This is a genomic window from Serratia rubidaea, from assembly GCF_016026735.1.
Lineage (GTDB): Bacteria > Pseudomonadota > Gammaproteobacteria > Enterobacterales > Enterobacteriaceae > Serratia_B > Serratia_B rubidaea.
Window position 1 is genome coordinate 4,808,949 of sequence record NZ_CP065640.1, and the last position, 21,993, is coordinate 4,830,941.

The 21,993-nt window shown below is 62.9% G+C and carries 19 protein-coding genes; 10 read left to right on the plus strand and 9 right to left on the minus strand.

What is annotated here, in order from left to right; genetic code table 11:
• Positions 1–13: 13 nt before the first annotated feature.
• The 3 genes from I6G83_RS22650 to I6G83_RS22660 are packed head-to-tail and all read left to right on the plus strand — an operon-like array spanning position 14 to position 1,698.
• Entirely contained in the window at positions 14–670 is a 657-nt protein-coding gene (locus I6G83_RS22650; protein ID WP_054307167.1) for a carbonic anhydrase, read from the plus strand.
• Between the two features lie 30 nt (positions 671–700).
• The gene (gene cynS / locus I6G83_RS22655) at positions 701–1,171 is read left to right on the plus strand and encodes a cyanase (protein ID WP_054307166.1); all 471 of its coding nucleotides are present in this window, start codon (positions 701–703) and stop codon (positions 1,169–1,171) included.
• A gap of 59 nt (positions 1,172–1,230) precedes the next feature.
• The gene (locus tag I6G83_RS22660; protein WP_054307165.1) at positions 1,231–1,698 is read left to right on the plus strand and encodes a nucleoside deaminase; all 468 of its coding nucleotides are present in this window, start codon (positions 1,231–1,233) and stop codon (positions 1,696–1,698) included.
• Between the two features lie 39 nt (positions 1,699–1,737).
• Here I6G83_RS22660 and I6G83_RS22665 read toward each other — a convergent pair whose 3' ends face one another.
• Positions 1,738–2,865, minus strand: coding sequence for a hybrid-cluster NAD(P)-dependent oxidoreductase (locus tag I6G83_RS22665; protein WP_015673093.1), 1,128 nt, complete (start codon positions 2,863–2,865; stop codon positions 1,738–1,740).
• 343 nt (positions 2,866–3,208) lie between these two features.
• On the opposite strand from I6G83_RS22665, the gene I6G83_RS22670 reads away from it, so the two are divergent.
• A complete protein-coding gene (locus I6G83_RS22670; protein WP_054307172.1) occupies positions 3,209–4,531 on the plus strand; it encodes an aromatic ring-hydroxylating oxygenase subunit alpha in 1,323 nt (440 codons plus the stop codon).
• A gap of 81 nt (positions 4,532–4,612) precedes the next feature.
• Here the strand turns inward: I6G83_RS22670 and etfB are convergent, their stop codons facing one another.
• From etfB to I6G83_RS22700, 6 genes are read right to left on the minus strand one after another with little or no spacing between them, the layout of a single operon-like run.
• The gene (gene etfB / locus I6G83_RS22675; protein ID WP_054307164.1) at positions 4,613–5,416 is read right to left on the minus strand and encodes an electron transfer flavoprotein subunit beta; all 804 of its coding nucleotides are present in this window, start codon (positions 5,414–5,416) and stop codon (positions 4,613–4,615) included.
• On the minus strand, positions 5,406–6,644 hold the full coding sequence (gene etfA / locus I6G83_RS22680) for an electron transfer flavoprotein subunit alpha (RefSeq protein WP_054307163.1): 1,239 nt from the start codon (positions 6,642–6,644) through the stop codon (positions 5,406–5,408). The genes etfB and etfA overlap by 11 nt, the downstream gene beginning before the upstream one ends.
• On the minus strand, positions 6,644–8,602 hold the full coding sequence (locus I6G83_RS22685) for a (Fe-S)-binding protein (RefSeq protein WP_041412161.1): 1,959 nt from the start codon (positions 8,600–8,602) through the stop codon (positions 6,644–6,646). The genes etfA and I6G83_RS22685 overlap by 1 nt, the downstream gene beginning before the upstream one ends.
• Positions 8,603–8,642: 40 nt before the next feature.
• Positions 8,643–10,706 (minus strand): dimethylglycine demethylation protein DgcA, encoded by a 2,064-nt coding sequence (gene dgcA, locus I6G83_RS22690; protein WP_015673098.1) that lies wholly within the window; start codon positions 10,704–10,706, stop codon positions 8,643–8,645.
• Positions 10,707–10,762: 56 nt separating this feature from the next.
• Positions 10,763–11,293 carry a DUF5943 domain-containing protein gene (locus I6G83_RS22695; RefSeq protein WP_054307162.1) on the minus strand — a complete coding sequence of 177 codons (531 nt, stop codon included), beginning with the start codon at positions 11,291–11,293 and terminating at the stop codon, positions 10,763–10,765.
• A gap of 31 nt (positions 11,294–11,324) precedes the next feature.
• Positions 11,325–12,302: a dipeptidase gene (locus tag I6G83_RS22700; RefSeq protein ID WP_054307161.1), complete on the minus strand. Its 978-nt coding sequence runs from the start codon at positions 12,300–12,302 to the stop codon at positions 11,325–11,327.
• A 315-nt stretch (positions 12,303–12,617) separates the two neighbouring features.
• On the opposite strand from I6G83_RS22700, the gene vapB reads away from it, so the two are divergent.
• The gene (gene vapB / locus I6G83_RS22705; protein ID WP_054307160.1) at positions 12,618–12,848 is read left to right on the plus strand and encodes a type II toxin-antitoxin system VapB family antitoxin; all 231 of its coding nucleotides are present in this window, start codon (positions 12,618–12,620) and stop codon (positions 12,846–12,848) included.
• Complete coding sequence (locus tag I6G83_RS22710; RefSeq protein ID WP_054307159.1) at positions 12,845–13,261, plus strand: type II toxin-antitoxin system VapC family toxin; 417 nt, start codon at positions 12,845–12,847, stop codon at positions 13,259–13,261. The genes vapB and I6G83_RS22710 overlap by 4 nt, the downstream gene beginning before the upstream one ends.
• 46 nt (positions 13,262–13,307) lie before the next feature.
• Here I6G83_RS22710 and gbdR read toward each other — a convergent pair whose 3' ends face one another.
• Together gbdR and I6G83_RS22720 are read right to left on the minus strand one after the other, a co-directional pair.
• Positions 13,308–14,462 (minus strand): choline metabolism transcriptional regulator GbdR, encoded by a 1,155-nt coding sequence (gbdR, locus tag I6G83_RS22715; protein ID WP_054307158.1) that lies wholly within the window; start codon positions 14,460–14,462, stop codon positions 13,308–13,310.
• Positions 14,463–14,742: 280 nt separating this feature from the next.
• Complete coding sequence (locus tag I6G83_RS22720) at positions 14,743–16,119, minus strand: L-serine ammonia-lyase (RefSeq protein ID WP_054307157.1); 1,377 nt, start codon at positions 16,117–16,119, stop codon at positions 14,743–14,745.
• A gap of 287 nt (positions 16,120–16,406) precedes the next feature.
• On the opposite strand from I6G83_RS22720, the gene I6G83_RS22725 reads away from it, so the two are divergent.
• The 4 genes from I6G83_RS22725 (at position 16,407) to I6G83_RS22740 (ending at position 21,922) form a co-directional block, all read left to right on the plus strand.
• Positions 16,407–18,062, plus strand: a complete 1,656-nt coding sequence (locus I6G83_RS22725) for a BCCT family transporter (protein ID WP_054307156.1) — start codon at positions 16,407–16,409, stop codon at positions 18,060–18,062.
• A 35-nt stretch (positions 18,063–18,097) separates the two neighbouring features.
• On the plus strand, positions 18,098–19,984 hold the full coding sequence (locus I6G83_RS22730) for a DUF294 nucleotidyltransferase-like domain-containing protein (RefSeq protein ID WP_054307155.1): 1,887 nt from the start codon (positions 18,098–18,100) through the stop codon (positions 19,982–19,984).
• A gap of 8 nt (positions 19,985–19,992) precedes the next feature.
• Positions 19,993–20,748, plus strand: coding sequence for a 3'-5' exonuclease (locus I6G83_RS22735; protein ID WP_054307154.1), 756 nt, complete (start codon positions 19,993–19,995; stop codon positions 20,746–20,748).
• Between the two features lie 82 nt (positions 20,749–20,830).
• Positions 20,831–21,922: a GlxA family transcriptional regulator gene (locus tag I6G83_RS22740; RefSeq protein WP_054307153.1), complete on the plus strand. Its 1,092-nt coding sequence runs from the start codon at positions 20,831–20,833 to the stop codon at positions 21,920–21,922.
• Positions 21,923–21,993: the final 71 nt, after the last annotated feature.

Here is a 21,993-nt window from a genome sequence, read left to right on the forward strand (position 1 = left end):
TGCGGGAGCAGCCATGAAAGACATTATTGAAGGTTTCCTTAAATTTCAGCGCGATATCTTCCCCGGGCGGGCCGCGCTGTTCCAGGATCTGGCCACGCGGCAAAGCCCGCGCGCGCTGTTTATCTCCTGCTCCGACAGCCGTCTGGTGCCGGAGCTGGTGACCCAGCGCGAGCCGGGCGATCTGTTTGTAATACGCAACGCCGGCAATATCGTGCCGTCCTACGGCCCGGAGCCGGGCGGCGTATCGGCGTCGATTGAGTACGCCGTCACCGCCCTGCAGGTGGCCGACATCGTGATTTGCGGCCACTCCGACTGCGGTGCCATGACCGCCGTCGCCAACTGCAGCTGTATGGAGCACCTGCCGGCGGTCAGCGCCTGGCTGCGCTACGCCGATTCGGCGCGCATCGTTAACGCCGCGCGTCAGCACCCGACGCCGCGCACCAAAGTGGACGACATGGTGCGTGAAAACGTGATTGCCCAGCTGGCGAATATTCAGACCCACCCTGCGGTGCGTCTGGCGCTGGAGGAAGGACGCGCCGCGCTGCACGGCTGGGTCTATGACATAGCCAGCGGCGGCATCGATGCCTTCGATGGCGCACGCGGCGCCTTTGTTTCTCTGGCGGACCATCCGCAAACCCGCGCACTGCCCCGCCAGCCGGCGGCGGTGTAATCCTTGTCTTCAACCCATAAGGTGACCCTAATGATTCAGTCTCAAGTAAGCAACCACGCGCGTCAGGCGCTGACCGAGGTTATTTTGCTGGCCAAGGCCCGCCAGGACCTCTCCTTTGCCCAAATCACCGACGGCACCGGCCTGAGCGAAGCCTTCGTCACCGCCGCCCTGCTCGGCCAGCACGCGCTGCCGGCGCAGGCCGCCGCCAGCGTGGGGGAGAAACTGGGGCTTGACGCCGACGCAGTCGCGCTGCTGCAGAGCATCCCGCTGCGCGGCAGCATTGAGCAGAGCATTCCGACCGACCCGACTATTTATCGCTTCTATGAGATGCTGCAGGTGTACGGCACCACGCTGAAGGCGCTGGTGCATGAGAAGTTCGGTGACGGCATTATCAGCGCCATCAACTTTAAACTGGACGTGCAGAAAGTGGACGACCCGGAAGGCGGTTCACGCGCGGTGATCACGCTGGACGGCAAGTATCTGCCCACCAAACCGTTCTAACCCACGCAGACGCCATGCCGACGGCGGCATGGCGCTGATAGTCACAGCAGGAGAACGCTATGGATTTTGTGCAACGCACGATCGATCTGGCCATGCAGAACGTGGAGGAAGGCGGCCGGCCGTTTGCCACCGTCATCGCGCGCAACGGTGAAATCATCGCCGAAAGCGCCAACCAGGTCGCCCAGACCAACGACCCGACGGCGCATGCCGAAATACTGGCGGTGCGCGCCGCCTGCCGCAAGCTCGGCACCGAGCACCTGACGGACTGCGACATTTATATTCTGGCCAGCCCGTGCCCGATGTGTCTGGGCTCGCTCTACTACTGCAGCCCCAAACGGGTGATTTACCTCACCACCCGCGAAGACTACGCGCCGTTCTATAAGGACGACCGCAAGTACTTTGAGCTGGAAACCTTCTACGATGAGTACGCCAAGCCGATAGGTGAACGCCGTCTGCCGATGATTCAGCAACGGCATCAGGGGGCAATCGCCGTGTATCAGCGCTGGCAGGCGCTGAACGCCCGCTGAGCCGCCCGGAGGGGGTCAGCCCCCTCCGTTATCGCGAACTTAATACTCCACCACCACGTCCCCGGTCGGCACGCTGCAGCAGGAGAGAATATAACCCTCTTCGACGTCCTCATCGGTAATGCCGCCGTTATGCGCCATCTCGACCGCTCCCTCCAGCCGCTTCACCTTGCAGGTGCCGCAGATGCCCATGCCGCAGGCTTTGGGAATATGCAGCCCCAGCTTGGCGGCGGCGGCATGCACGGTTTCCCCCGGCGCGATCTGCACGCTCTTGCCGGTGGCGGAGAAGAACACCTGGATCAGATCGGAACGCGGTATCGCTTCGGCCTCTTCCGCCGCCTGTTCGGCATCCTGCTGCGCCTGCTCTTTCACCGGTTCCGGCGTCGCGCCGAACGACTCCTCATGGTAGCGGCGCATATCGAAGCCGACTTCCTGCAGCATGGTGCGCACCGCCTTCATATAAGGCGTCGGGCCGCAGCAGTAGACTTCACGCTCCATAAAGTCGGGCGCCATCATCTCCAGCATCGCGTGATTAAAGAAGCCGCGATAGCCGCCCCAGTTCTGCCCAGACTCGTAGCGTTCGCACACCAGGTTCAGCTTAAAGTTGGCGATGCGCGCGGCCATATTCTCCAGATCGCGCTGGAAAATAATGTCGCGCGGCGTACGCGCGCTGTGAACAAACACCATATCGACGTCGGCGTTGGTATCAAAATACCAGCGCGCCATCGACATCACCGGCGTAATGCCGACGCCGCCCGACAGAAACAGCACCCGGTCGCTCGGGTTGTCGATACAGTTAAACTGGCCAACCGGACCATGCACCGCCAGCTCCATCCCCTCGCTCATGTTGTCATGCAGCCAGTTGGACACCTTGCCCCCCGGCACCCGTTTGACCGTGATCGAGAAGCTGTAGGGCACCGACGGCGAGCTGGAGATGGTGTAGGAGCGGAACACCTGCTCGCTGTCGATCTCCAGCTCCAGGGTGACAAACTGACCGGGCTTAAAGAAGAACATGATCGGCTGCTCGGCCATAAAGCAGTAGGTTTTTACATCCCAGGTTTCCTGAATCACTTTGACGCAACGCACAGCATGACGACCGTTGATCCAAGTCTGGGTGGTTACCGGCTCAAAAGCGCCGGTATTTACTACCGAAATAGTCTGGTTGGTCATAGGGAATGCTTCCTGTGGGCCAGGTGTCGATGAATAGCACGCGATGGTTCGGCGCGGCCGTAATACGACTGAATTTTCAGTTCAACCCTCGTTTGCCATTTACTTATTCACGACATCGAGATATCTGAAAAAACCACCGGACAACAATAGTTTCCCTCGACGTCTCTAACGGAGGGGATTGATGTCGCAGCCAGAACATAACTTATTCTCGACAGGGTGCAGCATCTGCTGTGACAGTGACCCATTTCTCTAATGGGGTGACCGGGAACGGGGCGTTGTTACAACCAGGATGCGTCCGCGCGCGGGCGCGACACACTTTGATCTGAATGAGAAGAGCAACATCATGAGTCATAACGATCTGCTGAATATCACCTGCGCCAGCATTACCGATGCTCGCGAACAGATGACCGACTTGCTCAAACGGCGCCAGCCGAACTACTCGCTGCCGCAGCCGCTGTATAACGACCCGACCATGTTTCGCATTGATATGGAGGAGGTGTTTCAGAAAGAGTGGCTGTTCGTCGGCATGACCAGCGAAATCCCGAAAAAGGGCGACTACTTCACCCTTGAAATCGGCCAGAATCCGGTGCTGGTGGTGCGCGACGCCGACGGCGCCGTCAACGCCTTCCACAATACCTGCCGCCACCGCGGCTCGCGCATCTGCCAGCAGCCGCGCGGCAAGGTGGCGAACCTGGTGTGCCCCTACCACCAGTGGACCTACGACCTGAAGGGTAACCTGCTGTTCGCCGGCACCCATATGGGCGACGGCTTCGAGCCGCGTCAGCACGGGCTGAAGCCGGCGCACTGCCGCACCGCCGGCGGCTTTATTTTTGTCTGCATCGCGGAGCAGGCGCCGGAGTCCGACTTTGATGACTTCCTGGCGACGCTCGAAGAGTATATGGCGCCGTACGACGTGGAAAACACCAAGCTGGCGACCGAATCCGAGATGTATGAAAAAGCCAACTGGAAGCTGGTGCTGGAAAACAACCGCGAGTGCTACCACTGCGCGGGCAGCCACCCGGAACTGCTCAACACCCTGCTGGAGTGGGACGACACCAACGATCCGCGCGCCACGCCGGAGTTTATCGCCTACTACAATCAGCAGGCGGAGCAGTGGGATCAGGAAGGGATCCCGCATCGCCATCAAAGCTTCGGCCAACGCAACCGCATCGTCCGCATGCCGCTGAAACCGGGCGCCAACGTGATGACCATCGACGGCAGCGAAGGCTGCACCAAGCTGCTCGGCCGCATTCAGAACCGTCAGTTGGGCTCGATGCGCATCCTGCATCTGCCCAACTCCTGGAACCATATGCAGAGCGATCACTTTATCGTTTTCCGGGTGCTGCCGATCTCCGCCCAGGAGTCGCTGGTGACCACCAAATGGTTTGTACATAAGGATGCGGTGCCGGGCGTCGATTACGATCCGGAACGCCTGCGTCAGGTCTGGGATGCGACCAACGATCAGGACCGTATTCTGGGTGAAGAGAACCAGCGCGGCATTAACTCTATCGGCTATCAGCCCGGCCCGTATTCGGAAACCTACGAATTTGGCGTGATCAACTTCCTGGATTGGTACAGCGAGACCGTACTGAAGAATATGGACGCGGCGGATAATAGTGAGCACTACCCGATCGGCGTGCCCGATGCTGAACGGCAGTACGGCTGATTCCCCCTTTTGCCCCGGCCCTCTCGCCTGAGAGAGCCGGGCAACGCGATGTCCCTTTCCCGAGATAAAAAAACCAGCGCCTTACCGGCCGCCGCGCACCACCCCTTCTTCCAGCAGCAGATCGAATATCGCCTGCGCCATCTCAGGGGCCGGCTTATCACGCAGAATGCGCCCGCCGTCGCCCTGCGACTTCGCGGTCGCCGCCTTGAAGCGGTCGGCGGCGGTTTTCGCCTTCACCACCTGCAGACGCTTCGGCCGCTTACGCGCCGGCGCCTCGCTCCATTGCGCTTTGGCCTCGTCGTGGCAGGCAACGCCCGCCGCCGTACTTGCCAGCTGCGCCCGGCTGGCGGGGCCGAAAGCGCTCTGACGCGGCGCCGGCGCCGCCAGATCGACGCTGGCGATAAACGGCAGCGGCACCCTGAGCGCCCGGCGCTGGCCGCGCGGCAGCGCCTGCAGCAGCTGCGCCTCGCCGCCGTCGATACTGACGATATCGGCAATGCCGGTCACCACCGGCATGCCCAGCGTTTCCCCCAGCAGGTAAGGCACCATGCCGGACGATTCGCCGCTCTCGGCGCGCACGCCGGTCAGGATGATATCCGGCTTCTCCTGGCTCAGATAGCGGCACAGGGCGGGCACCACATCCGCGCACTCGCCCTGCTCCAGCACTCGCAGCGTGTTCAATCCCATACCGGCATAGCTGCGCAGCGCTTCAGCGCCGGGGTCACCCGCGTGCAGCACCTCCAGCCCCTGCGGCGCCAGCGTCAGCGCCAGTTCCACCGCCCGGGCGTCCTGCCCGGCGCGGCGCTCGCGCCCGGAGCCGGGATGCTTGCCGATCGACACCAGCGCGGTCACGCGCAGGTCTGCATTCTGCTTCTCAGGCTGCATGTTCAAATTCCCCCTGATGGTGCTCTCTGACCAGCCGGATCAGCTGGGCCATAATCTCGCTGCTGTCGCCAATCACGCTGAGCGCGGCGCGTTTCACCATATCGCAGCCGGCGTCGGTGTTAATGGCAATCACCTTGTCGCACTGGCCGATGCCCTGCAGATGCTGGATTGCGCCGGAAATGCCCACCGCTACATAGACCCGGGCGGTGACCCAGGTGCCGGTGGCGCCGACCTGGCGCTGACGCGGCATATGGCCATCGTCCACCGCCACCCGGCTGGCGCCTTCGGTGGCGCCGAGCGCTTCGGCGCACTGGTGGAACAGCGTCCAGTCCTGCACGCCGTTGCCGGCCGAGAGGATAAACTCCGCTTCCGCCAGCGCCACCGCGTTGGGATCCACCGCCACCTGACCGTCGTCGCGAATGCGCGTTGCCGCATTGACCGCCTGCTGCAACTGCACCGGCAGCGCCTCATGGCGGGTTTCGTCCACCGGATCGGCGCACTCCGCCGCCAACAGCAGCATACGCGGCGTGGCGCGGGTAATATCGATACTGCCGCCGGCCCCGCGGCAGACGCTTTGCGCGGCATCCACCCGCCAGGCCTGAGTGGCCGGGCGCTCGCCCAGACGCGCCGCCAGCCGGCAGCCCAGCTCAAAACCGCCGGCCACACTGTCCGGCAGCAGCCAGTGGCGCGGCGCAAACTGGCGCTCCACCTCGCTCAGGGCGGCGACGCGCAGCTCCGGCGCATACGCCTGATAGCCGTCTCCGCTGAGTTCCAGCAGCCGGTCAACGCCGGCGGTCGCGAACCCCTGCTCGCGGTGTTCGCCGAACACCACGGCCAGCACCGCCCCGGCGCCGCCGATCTCGCGGATCAGCGCATGGGCCTGGCCCAGTACGTCCCGGTCGTGATCGCTCAGCCGTCCGCCCACCATATCGGGCACCACCGCAATGTAGTAGTCGGGCTGCTCCACCCGGTGCAGCGGCAGCAGCGTCGTCTGCACCGCGCTGACCGCCCGCTGGCCGCCGCGCAGGGTCGGCATACCAACATTCATCCGATCAATACGGCGGATGCCGTTCGGACCGATAAAGCCCACGGCGTGCGGGTTGCGGCGAATCAGCCCGGACGGGCCGCGCGACTCGCCCGCCGGCATCATCATCGCCGCGTGCTGCGGATGCAGACGGTTGCGCGCAATCCATTCGGCGCGCGGGTCTCTGCGCAGAATCTCGCTCATCAGGCTACCTCCATCGCAGGTTGTTCACTCTTGCGTCGGACCACCGGCGGCGCGCTCGGCTCCGCCAGCGCCTCCGCCACCAGTTCGGCAATATCCTTCACCTCCGGACGCGGCTCCACCACCCCTTCGAGCATCGCGGTGCACTGCTGGCAGCCGACGGCGATCAGCGCTGCGCCGGTGGCGCGGGCGTCCTCCATCCGCATGTCGGCAATCCGCCGTTCGCCGGGAATATCGGTAATCGGCGCGCCGCCCCCGCCGCCGCAGCAGCGGGAACGGAAGCCGGAACGCTCCATCTCGGCCAGTTGGATGCCCAGCTCCGCCAGCAGCTCGCGCGGCGCCTCATACTCGCCGTTATAGCGCCCCAGATAACACGGGTCGTGCCAGGTGACGCTGCCGCCCTTGTAGTCATTCAGGTTCAGCAGCTGCGCCTTCACCAGCTCGTTGATAAAGGTGGTATGGTGCAGCACCTCGTAATCCGGCTTCTCGCCCTCGGGGCAGAATTCCGGATACTCGTTGCGCAGGCAGTGGAAAGCGTGCGGATCGGTGGTGACGATGCGGTTGAAACGGTATTTGCCCAGGGTGGCGAGGTTGCGCTTCGCCAGACGCTGGAAGGTGGCGTCATCCCCCAGGCGGCGCGCCACGTCGCCGCTGTCCAGCTCTTCATCCCCCAGTATGGCGAAGTCCACCCCCGCCGCCTTCAGGATCTTCACAAAAGCGCGCAGAATGCGCTGGCTGCGCATATCGAACGCGCCGTCGGACACCCAGAACAGCACGTCCGCCTGCTTCACCTCCTTCATGATGCGCAGGTTCTGATCCGCCGCCCAGTTGGTGCGGCTGCGCGGGTTAAACCCGTTGGGATTGTCGGTGACGATCAGGTTATCCAGCACTTCGGCCCCCTTGTTCGGGGTGCTGCCCTTCTCCAGCGTCAGGAAGCGGCGCATATCGACAATCGCATCCACGTGCTCGATCATCATCGGGCACTCTTCAACGCAGGCGCGGCAGGTGGTGCAGGACCACAGCGTTTCCGGATTAATCAGCCCGGAAACGATGGGCTGATGCGGTGCGCCGCACGCCTTGCCGACTTCAATACCCGGATAGGGGCTGCCGGCAAAGCGGGCGTCCGAGCCGCCTGCCAGGCCGACCACCATATCCTGAATCAGCTTTTTGGGGTTCAGCGGCTGCCCGGCGGCGAACGCCGGACACACCGCCTCACAGCGGCCGCACTGCACGCAGGCGTCGAAGCCGAGCAGCTGATTCCAGGTAAAATCGCTGGGCTTTTCCACCCCCAGCTTCGGCGCCGCCAGATCCACCGCTTTCAGCGCGGTGGAGCGTCCGCCGCCAAAGCGCTCCGGCCGGCGGTGAAACGCCAGATGAAGCGCGCCGGCAAAGGCATGCTTCATCGGCCCGCCCCAGGCCATGCCGAACACCATTTCCCCCAGCCCCCAGACGATCCCGGCCGTCAGCAGCGCCGCCAGCAGCCAGCCGCCGCTGCCTTCAGGCAGGATGCCCGCCGCCGGCAGCGTGGCGATAAAAAAGCTGGCCGCGAAGACCAGCAGGCTTTTCGGCAGCCGCATCCACGGCCCCTTCGACAGACGGGACGGCGGGTTGCGGCGGCGGCGATAGACAAACAGCGCCCCGGTCAGCATCAGCGCCAGCGCCCCCAGCAGCGCGCCGGCCAGCCAGCGGCTATGGATGCCGAACAGATGCACCGCCAGGATCAGCAGCATCGACAGCACAAAGCCGCCCGCGGTCGCCACGTGGGTGTTCGACATCACCTTATCGCGCGCCACTACGTGGTGCAGATCCACCAGATAGCGGCGCGGCATCGCCAGCAGCCCGGCCAGCAGGGCCACCTTTTCCGGCCGGCCGGCGCGCCACAGGCGGATGCGCCGGATGATGCCGACCGCCGCTAGCAATAGCGCAACCGTCAGCAGCACGGGGAGTAATCTGTCGAGTATCATGGTGTCCTCTCTCGCAATAACCCGGGTGGGCGTTCGGTTACAGATCCTTGCACAGGCGCAGTGCGTCGTAGATCGCCGCGTGGACGTTGCGCTGCGACACGCAGTCACCCAGCCGCCAGAGGATCATGCCTTCGCCCGCCTCCGCCAGCACCGGCTGCGGCTGCGCGGCAAACAGCGCCTCGTTATCGATCTGCCCCTGATTGCGTGACTCCGCCTTCAGCTGGTAGTACAGCTCCTCGTTCGGCCGGGTGCCGTTTTCCACCACCACCTGATCCACCACCCGCTCCTCTTTCTGGCCGGTGTACTCGTTTTCCAGCACCGCCACCAGCTTGTCGCCTTCGCGATATACCGCTTCCAGCGCCAGATCCGAGGTCATGATCACCGCCTTTTCATACAGGCTGCGGTAATAGGTCGGGAAGGTGGTGCCGCCGATGCCGACGCCGGGCTTGATATCATCGGTCACCAGCTCCACCAGCGCCCCTTTGGCGGTCAGGTAGTCGGCGGTCGACATGCCGGTAAATTCGCAGATGGTGTCGTAAATCAGGACGTTTTTACCCGGCTCGACGGCGCCGGTCAGGATGTCCCAGCTGGAGACCACCCGTCCGTCCTCCGCGCCCCACTCCGGGTTTTGCTCAAGGAACGGCCGGCCGCCGGTCGCCAGGATGCAGACATCCGGCCGCAGATCGCGCACCGTGGCGGCGTCCGCGTTGGTTCCCAGCTGGACCGTCACCCCCAGCCGCTGCAGCTCCATCGCCAGCCAGCGGGTAATGCCCGCCATCTGGTCGCGCTGCGGCGCCCGGGCGGCGATCGAAATCTGGCCGCCCAGCTCCTCGCCGCGTTCGAGCAGCGTCACCTGATGGCCGCGCTCGGCCGCCACCCGCGCCGCCTCCATGCCGCCGGGGCCGCCGCCGACCACCACCACCTTGCGCTGCGGGCCGTCGCTTTTGCTAATAATATGCGGCAGTCCCATATATTCGCGCGAGGTCGCCGCGTTCTGGATGCACAGCACGTCCAGCCCCATATACTGACGATCGATGCAGTAATTAGCGCCCACGCACTGGCGGATCTGGTCTACCTGGTTCAGTTTGATCTTGGCGATCAGGTGCGGATCGGCGATGTGGGCCCGGGTCATGCCGACAAAATCGACATAGCCCTGCTCCAGAATACGCTGCGCCTGGTTCGGATCCTTGATGTTCTGCGCGTGGATCACCGGCACCGACACCACCTCTTTGATCCCGGCCGCCAGGTGCAGGAACGGCTCCGGCGGGTAGCTCATATTCGGGATAACGTTGGCCAGCGTGTTATGGGTATCGCAGCCCGAACCGACCACGCCAAAATAGTCCACCATGCCGGTGGCGTCGTAGTAGGCGGCGATCTGCTTCATATCTTCATGGCTCAGGCCGTCAGGATGGAATTCGTCGCCGGTGATGCGCATGCCCACCACAAAATCCGGCCCGACCGCTTCACGCACCGCCTTCAGCACTTCCATCCCGAAGCGCATGCGGTTTTCAAAGCTGCCGCCCCACTCGTCGGTACGCTTGTTGACCCGCGGCGACCAGAACTGATCGATCATGTGCTGATGCACGGCGGACAGCTCCACGCCGTCGAGGCCGCCCTCTTTGGCGCGCACCGCCGCCCGGGCGAAGTCGCCGATCACCCGCCGGATCTCTTCCACTTCGATGGTCTTGCAGGTCGCGCGGTGCACCGGCTCGCGAATGCCCGACGGCGACATCAGGTTGGGCCAGTTCTCACCGTCCCAGCGCGAACGCCGCCCCATATGGGAAATCTGGATCATGATCTTGCCGCCGTGCTTGTGCACCGCGTCGGCCAGATTTTGAAAATGGGGAATGATGCGGTCGGTCGACAGGTTCACCGAGCTCCACCAGCTCTGGGGACTGTCGATCGACACCACGCTGGAGCCGCCGCAGATGCAGAGGCCGCAGCCGCCTTTCGCCTTCTCTTCGTAATATTTAACGTAGCGCTCGGTGGTCATGCCGCCGTCGGTGGCATACACCTCGGCGTGGGCGGTGCTGACGATGCGGTTACGGATGGTCAGCTTATTGATATTCAACGGCTGGAACAGGAGATCAAACTGGGACATGGCTACACCCTGATTCAATGCTTAAACCCAGGCCGCCCGCAGGCGGCCGTCGCGTATTACAGCGGCGCTACCTCAAACACGCCGTAGTCACTTCCCTCTTCGGCAGCGCTCCGGGTCTGGACCGCCCGGGTTCTGACCGCGTAGCCCAGACTTTGGGCGATCTGATCCATGGCGCCGGCAAACCAGCCGGTAAACATGTAATCGACCTTGCGGTTGACCTTGCCGTACTGATAAACAAATGCGGAGTGCTCCAGGCGCACGCGGGCGGTGCCCTGCTCCAGATCGAGCGCCTCGATGATAAACAGCCCCCAGCCACGCTGGGAGAGCCGCTTCATATAGTGTTCAAAGACCGCGGCGCCGGCGATGCCGTGGGCTTCAGCCTCCTTTTCACACCAGTAGTAGGCGGATTTATAGCCCGCCTTATAGAGAATGGCGGCATAGCGTTCCTCACCGATCTCCTCTTCGATCGCCATATGGTTATTGACGAAAAAGTGACGCGGTACGTACAGCATCGGCAGCGCATCAGTGGTCCAGACGCCGGTTTCGTCGTCTACCGCTATCGGCAGTTCAGGTGCATGTGAACTCATGGTTTCTCCCTGACAATCTTTATGTTGACGGTTATTCGCCCCAGACTTCGCCCAGAACGCGGACCCAGTTCTCGCCCATAATCTTGCGCACCTGATGTTCGCTGAAGCCGTGACGCAGCAGGGCTTCGGTCAGGTTGGGGAATTCGCCGAGGGTGCGGATCCCCTCCGGGTTGATGATTTTGCCGAAGCTGGTCAGATGGCGGGCGTACCCCTTGTCGTGGGTTAACCACTCAAAGAAGGCCTGATCCTGGCCCTGGGTGAAGTCGGTGCCGATGCCGATCTGATCTTCCCCCACCAGGTTAAAGATGTATTCGATGGCCTCGACATAGTCGTCAATGGTGGAGTGAATGCCGTTTTTCAGGAACGGGGTAAACATGGTGACGCCGACAAAGCCGCCGTGGTCGGCAATAAACTTCAGCTCGGCATCGGATTTATTGCGCGGGTGGTCCTTCAGACCGGAAGGCAGACAGTGCGAATAACAGACCGGTTTTTCCGACGCCAGAATCACCTCTTCGGAGGTTTTGGCGCCGACGTGGGAGAGATCGCACATCACGCCGGCGCGGTTCATCTCCGCCACCACTTCCCGGCCGTAGCCGGACAGCCCGCCGTCGCGCTCATAGCAGCCGGTGCCCACCAGGTTCTGGGTGTTGTAGGCCATCTGCACCACCCCGACGCCAAGATCCTTGAATATCTGCACGTAGCCGAGCTGGTCCTCAAAGGCGTTGGCATTCTGGAACCCCATCAGCACGCCGGTCTTGCCTGCCGCTTTGGCGCTCATGATGTCGGCGGTGGTGCGCACCTTCATCACCAGATCGGCGTTCTGTTCGATCAGCGCGTTCATCGCGACGATATTGTCCACGGTGCTCTGGAACCCTTCCCAGACCGACACCGTACAGTTCGCCGCGGTCAGACCGCCGCGCCGCATATCTTCAAACAGTTCGCGATCCCATTTGGCGATCACCAGACCATCGATAACAATGGCGTCGTTGTGCAACTGTGCTGCGTTCATCTTTCCACCCCTGTCTGTAACGGCCAGAGCGGCCCTGATGTTCGACAGCATAGAGTTAACCCTACAAAGAAAGTGTTCTGAAAACGTCACCTGCCTGACCCACAGCGCAACCGACGCCGAACGAAAAATACGGCGCGTCTCGAAAATGTCGCATCGCGATGTCGCGCCGGAGAAAATTTCGTTCACCATGGGCCTTTGTTTGGACGCACCTCCCGGGGAAAGATGGGCATATGCCTGGCCTATACAAGTGAACGTTTGAGACATATACTTGCCCTATGCCTACCAACACGCTTTCACCCGGCGAGGAGCAGCAACATGAGAACAGTATCTGTGTTTAAAAACGGCAATAACCGCGCGATCCGCCTGCCCCGCGATATGGATTTTGCAGGCGTCAACGAACTGGAGATCGTCCGTGAAGGCGACACCATCATCCTGAGGCCGGTAAAGCCGAGCTGGGGATCGTTTCTGCTGGAAGACAAAGCCGATGCGGACTTTATGACGGAACGTGAAGACATCATTAATGACGAGGGACGCGTCAAACCATGAGCCACACCTACATGCTGGACACCTGTATTTGCTCTTACATTATGCGCGAGCAGCCAGCAGCGGCGATCCGGCGTCTGGAGCAGGCGGTGATGCAACGCCATCGGATCGTGGTGTCGGCCATTACCTATGCCGAAATGCGCTTTGGTGCGATCGGTAAAAAGGCCTCACCGCGTCATACGCAGCTGGTCGAGGCCTTCTGCAGCCGCCTTGACGCCATTTTGCCGTGGGACCGCGCCGCGGTGGATGAAACCACGACGCTGAAGGCCGCGTTGGCCGCCGCCGGTACGCCGATCGGGCCCAACGATACCGCAATTGCCGGCCATGCCATCGCCACTGGCGCCATTCTGGTCACCAATAATGACAAGGAGTTTGCGCGCGTGCCCGGGCTGGCGCTGGAGGACTGGTCGGCATAGCCGCCTGCCCGTTGCGGGCAGACGGCGATGATAGTTGAGGCCGGCCTTAGGGCGGCGAGCTCCAGCCCAGCGACACCGAACCGTAGGTGGGTTCAAAACGCGCCTCGCTCAGGGCGCGCACCGCCACCGCCGACGCCACGCGCTCTTTCTTGCCGTTCAGGCCCGGCAGCGCGGTGGTCACCAGCTGCGGCAGGGTTTCGCTCAGCGCCTGGCTGCGTATGCCGCGCCGCTCCTCGCGCGGCGGAATGCCGATATGCTCGCGGTAGCATTTGCTAAAGTGCGGCGTCGAGACAAAACCGCAGGCCAGCGCGATCTCGATAATCGACATCGAGGTTTGCTTCAGCAGCTGACGCGCCCGGAACAGGCGGAGTTTCATATAGTAACGGGACGGTGAGCACTGCAGGTACTTCTGAAACAGACGTTCAAGCTGACGCCGGGACAGCCCCACATAGGTGGCCAGCTCATCCAGATCGATCGGCTCTTCGATATTGGCCTCCATCAGCGAGACCGCCTCCACCAGATTCGGCTGCGCGGTGCCCAGCACATGGCGCAGCGGTATGCGCTGGTAGTCGGACTCATTGCGCACCCGATCGCAGATAAACATCTCCGAGATCGCCGCCGTCAGCTGATAGCCGAAGTCGCGCTTGATCATACTGAGCATCATGTCCATCGGCACCGTGCCGCCGCTGCAGGTCATGCGGTCGCGCTCGATGACGAACAGCTGATTGGTACAGCGCACCTTGGGATAGGCTTCCTGCATCGAGGCGATGCACTCCCAGTGCGCGCTGCAGTGGTAGCCGTCCAGCAGCCCGGCCTCCGCCAGCAGGTAAGGGCCGGTGCAGACGCCGCCAATCAGAATTTGCTTGCGCGCCATCGCCTGCAGCCAGCTCACCTGACGGCGACTGTAGCTGCGGGTAATATTGACGCCGCCGACCACAATCAGCACGTCCAGCGCGCTGGAGTCGGCCATCGAACAATCCGGCGTAATGTGAATGCCGTCGCTGGCCATCACCACGCCGCCGTCCTCGCTGATGGTATGCCAGTCATACAGCTCGCGGCCGCTTAACTGGTTCGCCATGCGCAGCGGTTCAACCGCCGTCGCCAGCGCCATCATGGTGAAATTGTTGACCAGTAAAAAACCAACCGTATGTGTCTTATTATTTTCGATACTCGCCCGGGATGATGTATTTGCTTCAGACATATGCTCTTGCCTCTGTGGTCTCTCGTCAGGAGAGGGAACAAACGGGTCTGATACTTCTTCACTTCCACAGAAAACAATAAGGCAACAAATGTGCCACTTCCTTTTTACATTTAAAATGTATGCGCAATATCTCGATAATCATTCATCGATAGTGATTTAGCACCGCTGTTGCGATCAAAAAAACAGAGCTGGCACAATTCGTGCTGAGTGGGGTAATCCCCTATCGCCACATGCTTTTCTGGTGCATCTGCCCAATAAGCGGGCAGGCATCCGCCAACCGTCAGCACTCTATCGCGTTCACCGCCAGACCGCCGCGCGACGTCTCCTTATACTTGTCCTGCATATCCCGCCCGGTATCGCGCATGGTGCGGATCACTTTATCGAGCGACACAAAGTGCTGCCCGTCGCCCCGCAACGCCATCTGGGCGGCGTTGATCGCCTTCATCGCGGCGATGGCGTTACGCTCGATGCAGGGCACCTGCACCAGCCCGGCCACCGGATCGCAAGTCAGCCCCAGGTTATGCTCCAGCGCAATCTCGGCCGCATTCTCCACCTGCTCCGGCGTGCCGCCCAGCACCTCGGTCAGCCCGGCGGCTGCCATGGCGCAGGCGGAGCCGACTTCTCCCTGGCAGCCCACCTCCGCGCCGGAAATTGAGGCGTTTTTCTTACACAGCGCCCCCACCGCCGCCGCCGCCAGCAGAAAGTCCACCACGTCCTGCTCCCGCGTCTGCTCGCTAAAGCGCATGTAATACATCAGCACCGCCGGCACAATCCCGGCCGCGCCGTTGGTGGGCGCCGTAACCATGCGCCCTCCCGCGGCATTCTCCTCATTGACCGCCAGCGCATAGAGATTAACCCAGTCCATCGCCGACAGCGTGGTGCCAATCACATTCGCCCCCGTCGCCCGCTGCAGGGAACGGTACAGCCCGGGCGCGCGGCGCTTCACGTTCAGCCCGCCCGGCAGCACGCCCTCATTTTCCAGCCCCTGGGCAACACAGTCCTGCATCGCCTGCCAGAGGCCGGCGATACCGGCGCGGATGTCAGCCTCATCGCGCCATACCTTTTCGTTTTCCAGCATCAGTTCGGCGATCCTCAGCCCCTGCCGCCGGCAGTGCGCCAGCAGCTCCGCGCCGGAGTTAAAATCGTAAGGTAGCGCCACCTGCGGCACCAGATGCGCGGTGGCGGTGGCTTCACTCTCATCCAGCACAAAGCCGCCGCCGATGGAGTAGAAGGTGTTTTCATACGCCACGCCCTGCGCATCAAAGGCGGTCAGGCGCATGGCGTTGGGATGATACGCCAGCACTTCATCGACGAAATGCAGGTCGCGGTTCCAGTCGAACTCCACGCCGGCGCCGCCGGCCAGGGTCAGAAAGCCGGTTTCGCACACCGCACGGATGGCGGGATCGATCGTGCGGGGATCGACCGTATCCGGCGATTCGCCCATCAACCCCATCAGCGTCGCCTTATCGGTGCCGTGCCCCACGCCGGTGGCGCTCAGGGAGCCGAACAGGTCAACCCGGACGCGCGTCACCGCATCACGCACGCCCCGTTCGCTTAACTGCCGCACGAACCGCTGCGCGGCGCGCATCGGCCCCACGGTGTGTGAGCTGGAAGGGCCGATCCCAATCTTGAACAGATCAAAGACGCTGATACTCATTACCTTCTCCCGAGAGCCTGAAATGTCAGCGTCCATTATTACTGTGGATACGGGGCAAAAAAATGCCGATTCACGACGCTTTCGGACGTCACACCGACCGAAAACCGCCGTCGCCCCCCGCCCCGCGCCGCATGTCGCAAATCGACCCCGTCAGGACGTTGACAGGCATTTTGCGCCGTCTCCCCACCGCTATCATCCGTCTTGGGCGGGCTGAACCAACCAGGGGCTGCGCCCGTCCCCACGCAGGCTTCAGACAATCACCAACCATTCCCTTAGGAGGAATCACTATGCCGGATTCAAAAGATCCGATGGTACCCGATGGTGAGGTTAACCCCTACGATACCGACTATCAGGTGGGCCAGGACAATATCGTGGTCAGCGTCGGCCCGTTCGGGCTGGATATTCATAACCGCGTGTTTGTCATCTCCGGATTGGCGATCGTTATCTTTGTCGTCTTGACGCTGGCGTTTCACAGCCAGATGGAGCCTATCTTCAGCAGCGTACTGAAATGGCTGACCACCAACCTGAGCTGGTTCTTTCTGAGCGTCGGCAACATCTTCGTGATCCTCTGCCTGGCGCTGGTGTTTTCTCCCCTCGGCAAGGTGCGGCTGGGCGGTACTCTGGCGAGGCCGGATTACAACTATCTGGCCTGGTTCTCCATGCTGTTCGCCGCCGGTATGGGGATCGGCCTGATGTTCTATGGCGTCTCGGAGCCGCTGTCGCACTTCTCCAGCTCGCTCGGCGGCGTCAGCATCGAAAACGGCGTGCGCAGCGACACGGCGCCGCTGGCCGCCGCCGCCGGCGACCCGGCAACCGCCCGCCATCTGGCCATGGCCACCACCATTTTCCACTGGGCGCTGCACCCCTGGGCCATCTATGCCATGCTGGCGCTGGGGCTGGCGCTGTTCTCCTTTAACAAGGGGCTGCCGCTGACCATGCGCTCGGTGTTTTACCCGCTGTTGGGGGATGCGGTCTGGGGTTGGCCCGGACATATCATCGATATTCTGGCGGTGCTGGCCACGCTGTTTGGCCTGGCGACCTCGCTGGGGTTGGGCGCCTCCCAGGCCGCATCCGGGCTGAACTATCTGTTCGGCATCCCGATGGGCGAGCCCACCCAAATTATTCTGGTGATCGGCATTACCGCCATTACCCTGCTCTCGGTGGTGGCGGGGCTGGAAAAAGGCGTACGCCGCCTGTCGGAAATCAACATGATGCTGGCGGCGCTGCTGCTGCTGTTTATCGTCATTGTCGGCCCGACCCTGGCGCTGCTGACCGGCTTCTTCTCCAATCTAGCCTCCTACCTGCAGTATCTGCCGGCGCTGTCCAACCCCTTCGGCCGTGACGACAGCAACTTCGTCGCCAGCTGGACCGCCTTCTACTGGGCCTGGTGGATCTCTTGGTCGCCGTTTGTCGGCATGTTTATCGCCCGCGTATCCCGCGGCCGCACCGTGCGCGAATTTCTTATCTCGGTGCTGATCGTCCCGTCGCTGGCCTGCGTGATGTGGATGACCATCCTCGGCAACACCGCCATCCACCAGTTTTTTGATCTGGGCTACAAGGCCGTCGCCGAAGCCAAACTGCCGCTGCAGCTGTTTACCATGCTCGACACGCTGCCGCTGGCGCAGATTACCTCGCTGATCGGCATCCTGCTGGTGGTGGTGTTCTTTGTCACCTCGTCGGACTCCGGCTCGCTGGTGATCGATATCATCTCGGCGGGCGGGAAAGTCAACGCGCCGACGCCGCAGCGGGTATTCTGGTGCAGCTTCCAGGGCGTGGTGGCGATAGCGCTGCTGCTGGGCGGCGGACTGGTGGCGCTGCAGACCATGGTGCTGACCACCGGGCTGCCGTTCGCCATCGTGCTGCTGATTGCCGCGGTCTCGGTGCTGAAGGGGCTGGCGACGGAACCGCGGCTGCGTACCAACGCCGGCGCGGAGCGCGGCTGAATCGCCCTATCATTACGGCTGCCACGGAGGTCACCATGCAGGCCGAACATCAGGACATTATCGACTTTCTGCGGCGCTATCCGCCTTTCGACGCGCTGCCTCTGGATGCGCTGGCCCTGGCGGCCTGCAGTATCGAGGTCAGCTACTTCAAGGCGGGCAGCAGTATCCTGTCCTTCGGCCAGCAGGTGGACGCCTGGTATGTGATCCGCAGCGGCGCCGTTGAGGTCTACCGGCGCAACGGCGATCTCTACAACCGCCTCAGCGCGGGGGGCTATTTCGGCCAGTTCGGCCTGCTGCGCGAAAGCAGCGTGCGCTTTCCGGTCACCGCACTGGAAGACACGCTGGCCTGGCTGATCCCCGCGCCGGTGTTCCACCAGCTGTTTACGCAGTATGAAGCGTTCGCCGACGTGGTGGAGGTGGAAGACCGCACCCGGCTGCGCCACACCGTGGCGCGTTCCGAAGACGCCAACGAACTGCTGACCTCGCGTATCGATACGCTGATCGGCCGTAAGCCGGTCACCATCGAAACCTCCGGCACCGTGCGCGAGGCCGCCATCACGATGAGCGCCGAGGGGGTCTCTTCACTGCTGGTGATGAACGCCGGCGTGCCGGAGGGCGCCATGGGCAACGCCGCCCGCATGGCCGGTATGCTGACCGACCGCGACCTGCGCACCCGGGTTATCGCCAAGGGGTTGAGCGTGGATACGCCGGTCAGCGAGATCATGACGCCGGAGCTGATTTACGGTGAACATCACCAGATGGTGTTTGAAGCCATGCTGACCATGATGCGCCACAACGTGCACCATCTGCCGGTGCTGCGGCAGGGCCAGCCCATCGGCGTGATTTCACAGTCGGATATCCTGCGCCATGAGTCCCAGAACAGCCTGTTTGTCGTCAGCCGCATTTTCCACGCCAACAGCGTCGAGGAACTGCGCGCCCTGAGCGGCGAGGTGCGCGCCTGCTTCAGGCGCATCGTGCGTGAAGACGCCAACTCGCAGATGATCGGCAGCGCCATGGCGGTGATTGGCCGCAGCTTTACCCAGCGCCTGCTGGAGCTGGCGGAGCAGCGGCTGGGGCCGCCGCCGGTGCCCTACTGTTTTCTGGCGCTGGGATCGATGGCGCGTCAGGAGCAGCTGATCGTCACCGATCAGGATAACGCGCTGGTGATCGACAACGCCTTCGATCCGCTTCGCCACGACGACTGGTTCCTCGCGCTGGCGACCTTCGTCAGCGACGGTCTGGCGGCCTGCGGCTACCGCTACTGCAAAGGCGGAATTATGGCCACCACCGCCCAATGGCGTCAGCCGCTCGCCGTGTGGGAGCGCTACTTCGCCGACTGGATCGGCCGGCCCACGCCGCAGAGCCTGCTCGACAGCGCGATCTTTTTCGACCTCGACGGCGTCTGGGGCAAAACCGAGTGGGCGGAACAGCTGAACCAGAGCATCGCGCAGCAGACGCGCCACAACGCCCGCTTTCTGGCCTGCATGGCGCGCAACGCGCTGCTGCGCACGCCGCCGCTCGGCTTCTTTAAGGGGTTTGTGATGGAGCCTTCCGGCCAGCACAGCCGCTCCATCAATATGAAACGGCGCGGCACCGCCCCGCTGGCGGATCTGATCCGCGTGCATGCGCTGGCGATCGGCTCCCGCGCCCGCAACTCTTTTGCCCGCCTGCAGGAAATTATCGAGGCGGATATTCTGCCGCACGGGCGCGGCCAGGATCTGCGCGACGCGCTGGAGTTTATCTCGATGGTGCGCATCCGCCATCAGGCGCTGGATCTGGATGCCGAACGCCAGCCGGATAACAATATCGAGCCGGAAAACCTGTCGGATTTCGAACGCAAAAACCTCAAGGATGCCTTCCAGATCCTGAGCAATGCCCAGAAGTTCCTGAAATACCGCTATCAGGCCGGCCGGATACGCTGAGGTCACCCATGTTCTATATCGGCAAGCATCCGTTTACCCCCGCATCACGGCAGCCCGCCGCCGAATGTCCCCCGCCGTGGCCGGCGCGGATGGCCGAACTGGCCCGTCAGGCGCGCCACCCCGCCCTGCGGGCCTTCTACCGCGCGGGCGCCGTAGCGCCTGACACCGCGATCGACCAGGTGCCGCTGCTGGCGATGGACTTTGAGACCACCGGCACCGACGCCCGCCGCGATGATATCGTCAGCATCGGTCTGGTGCCGATGACGCTGCAACGCATCCGCCTGCGGCACGGCCATCACTGGCTGCTGAAGCCGCGGGCGGCCCTGCGCAACGAGTCGGTGGTGATCCACGGTATTACCCATTCCGAAGTGGAAAAAGCGCCGGATCTGAACGCGCTGTTTATTACGCTGCTCGAGCTGATGGCCGGCAAGGTGCTGGTGGTGCACCACCGCGGCATCGAGCGGCAGTTTCTCGACGCCGCCCTGCAGCGGCGCATCGGTGAAGGGATCGCCTTCCCCTGTATCGATACGCTGGCGCTGGAGGCGCGCCGGCACCGCAGCCGCCCCGTCAGCCTGGCGGCGCGGCTGTTCGGCGGCCGGCCGCAGCTTTCACTGCGCCTGCCCGAAAGCCGCGCCCGCTATAACCTGCCCCGCTATCCGGCGCACAACGCCCTTACCGACGCTCTGGCCTGCGCCGAACTGTTCCAGGCCCAGGTGGCCCACCACTTTTCAGCGCAGACGCCGGTCGACGCGCTGTGGTGCTGAGGCCGTCCCTGAGCATGTGCGCCGCCGGCGTTCCCTTGCTATGCTGCGACGGTCAACGTCTGACCGGCACGAGGAATCTCTGATGACTGACGCCTCCCCGCTGCTAACGGTGGGTTTTGTTCTGCTGCAGCGCTTTACGCTGCTGCCGTTTGCCGCATTCGTCGACTGCCTGCGGCTGGCCGCCGATGAGGGGGACCGCAGCCGCCAGCTGCGCTGTCACTGGCGCTTTATGACCAGCGACGGCCAACCGGCGTCTTCCAGCTGCGGCGCCGCCGTTTCTCCCTGCGAACCCTTTGCCGATCCGACGCGCTTTGACTATCTGGTGGTGATCGGCGGCGTACAGGACGAGCACGACCGCACCGACCGCGTGGCGCTGGACTACCTCCGCCGGGCGGCGGCGGCGGGCGTGCCGCTGGTGGGCGTCTGCACCGGCGTGTTCGCGCTGATTCAGGCCGGCGTGATGCCCGGCCGGCGCTGCTGCGTCAGCTGGTATCACCATGGCGATCTGACCCGGCGTTTTCCCGCCGTGACGCCGGTGGCCGACCGGCTGTTCGTCGACGACGGCGATGTAATCACCTGCGCCGGCGGCAGCGCGGCGGCGGATCTGGCCGCCTATCTGGTGGAGCGCCACCTGGGGCGCGCCTGGGCGATGAAAAGCCTGCATATTATGCTGATTGATGAAGGACGGCGCGGCGAGCATCCCCAGCCGCAGCCGGTGGTGTTCGAACGGGTGGCGGATCGCTCGCTGCGCCGGGCGATCGATATTATTTCCCAGCACCTGGGCGAATCGCTGTCGATTGACGATCTGGCGCGGCGCATCGGCACCTCGCGGCGCAATATCGAGCGCAAATTCCGCGACGAACTGGGGGTCACCCCGCAGCGCTTTATGCGCAACCTGCGGCTGCGCTACGGCCTGTGGCTGCTGCACTACACCCCGCGCAGCGTCACCGATATCGGCGAACAGTGCGGCTTTTCCGACACCGCCCACTTTTCGCGCCAGTTCCGCGAAACCTTTGGCTACTCCCCGTCGCAGGCGCGTAAAACGGACCACGAGCAGACGGTCGATCCCTTCTTTTTACATATCGGCGCGCCCGCCGGCGTTCCGCGGCGCGATGAACCGCCGGCCGTTTCGCGATTAAGCGCAAAAATACAAAACAACCCCATTATTAAATAACTTTAAATAACAACGCATTAAATACACATGTCGCGATTGTGACATAAAGCTGTCGCATCTGTTCAATCTTC

Excerpts from the sequence above, each read along its gene's own strand:
- I6G83_RS22650 (WP_054307167.1), top strand. The coding sequence starts at position 14 with ATGAAAGACATTATTGAAGGTTTCCTTAAATTTCAGCGCGATATCTTC.
- cynS (WP_054307166.1), top strand. The coding sequence starts at position 701 with ATGATTCAGTCTCAAGTAAGCAACCACGCGCGTCAGGCGCTGACCGAG.
- I6G83_RS22660 (WP_054307165.1), top strand. The coding sequence starts at position 1,231 with ATGGATTTTGTGCAACGCACGATCGATCTGGCCATGCAGAACGTGGAG.
- I6G83_RS22665 (WP_015673093.1), bottom strand. The coding sequence starts at position 2,865 with ATGACCAACCAGACTATTTCGGTAGTAAATACCGGCGCTTTTGAGCCG.
- I6G83_RS22670 (WP_054307172.1), top strand. The coding sequence starts at position 3,209 with ATGAGTCATAACGATCTGCTGAATATCACCTGCGCCAGCATTACCGAT.
- etfB (WP_054307164.1), bottom strand. The coding sequence starts at position 5,416 with ATGCAGCCTGAGAAGCAGAATGCAGACCTGCGCGTGACCGCGCTGGTG.
- etfA (WP_054307163.1), bottom strand. The coding sequence starts at position 6,644 with ATGAGCGAGATTCTGCGCAGAGACCCGCGCGCCGAATGGATTGCGCGC.
- dgcA (WP_015673098.1), bottom strand. The coding sequence starts at position 10,706 with ATGTCCCAGTTTGATCTCCTGTTCCAGCCGTTGAATATCAATAAGCTG.
- I6G83_RS22695 (WP_054307162.1), bottom strand. The coding sequence starts at position 11,293 with ATGAGTTCACATGCACCTGAACTGCCGATAGCGGTAGACGACGAAACC.
- I6G83_RS22700 (WP_054307161.1), bottom strand. The coding sequence starts at position 12,302 with ATGAACGCAGCACAGTTGCACAACGACGCCATTGTTATCGATGGTCTG.
- vapB (WP_054307160.1), top strand. The coding sequence starts at position 12,618 with ATGAGAACAGTATCTGTGTTTAAAAACGGCAATAACCGCGCGATCCGC.
- I6G83_RS22710 (WP_054307159.1), top strand. The coding sequence starts at position 12,845 with ATGAGCCACACCTACATGCTGGACACCTGTATTTGCTCTTACATTATG.
- gbdR (WP_054307158.1), bottom strand. The coding sequence starts at position 14,462 with ATGTCTGAAGCAAATACATCATCCCGGGCGAGTATCGAAAATAATAAG.
- I6G83_RS22720 (WP_054307157.1), bottom strand. The coding sequence starts at position 16,119 with ATGAGTATCAGCGTCTTTGATCTGTTCAAGATTGGGATCGGCCCTTCC.
- I6G83_RS22725 (WP_054307156.1), top strand. The coding sequence starts at position 16,407 with ATGCCGGATTCAAAAGATCCGATGGTACCCGATGGTGAGGTTAACCCC.
- I6G83_RS22730 (WP_054307155.1), top strand. The coding sequence starts at position 18,098 with ATGCAGGCCGAACATCAGGACATTATCGACTTTCTGCGGCGCTATCCG.
- I6G83_RS22735 (WP_054307154.1), top strand. The coding sequence starts at position 19,993 with ATGTTCTATATCGGCAAGCATCCGTTTACCCCCGCATCACGGCAGCCC.
- I6G83_RS22740 (WP_054307153.1), top strand. The coding sequence starts at position 20,831 with ATGACTGACGCCTCCCCGCTGCTAACGGTGGGTTTTGTTCTGCTGCAG.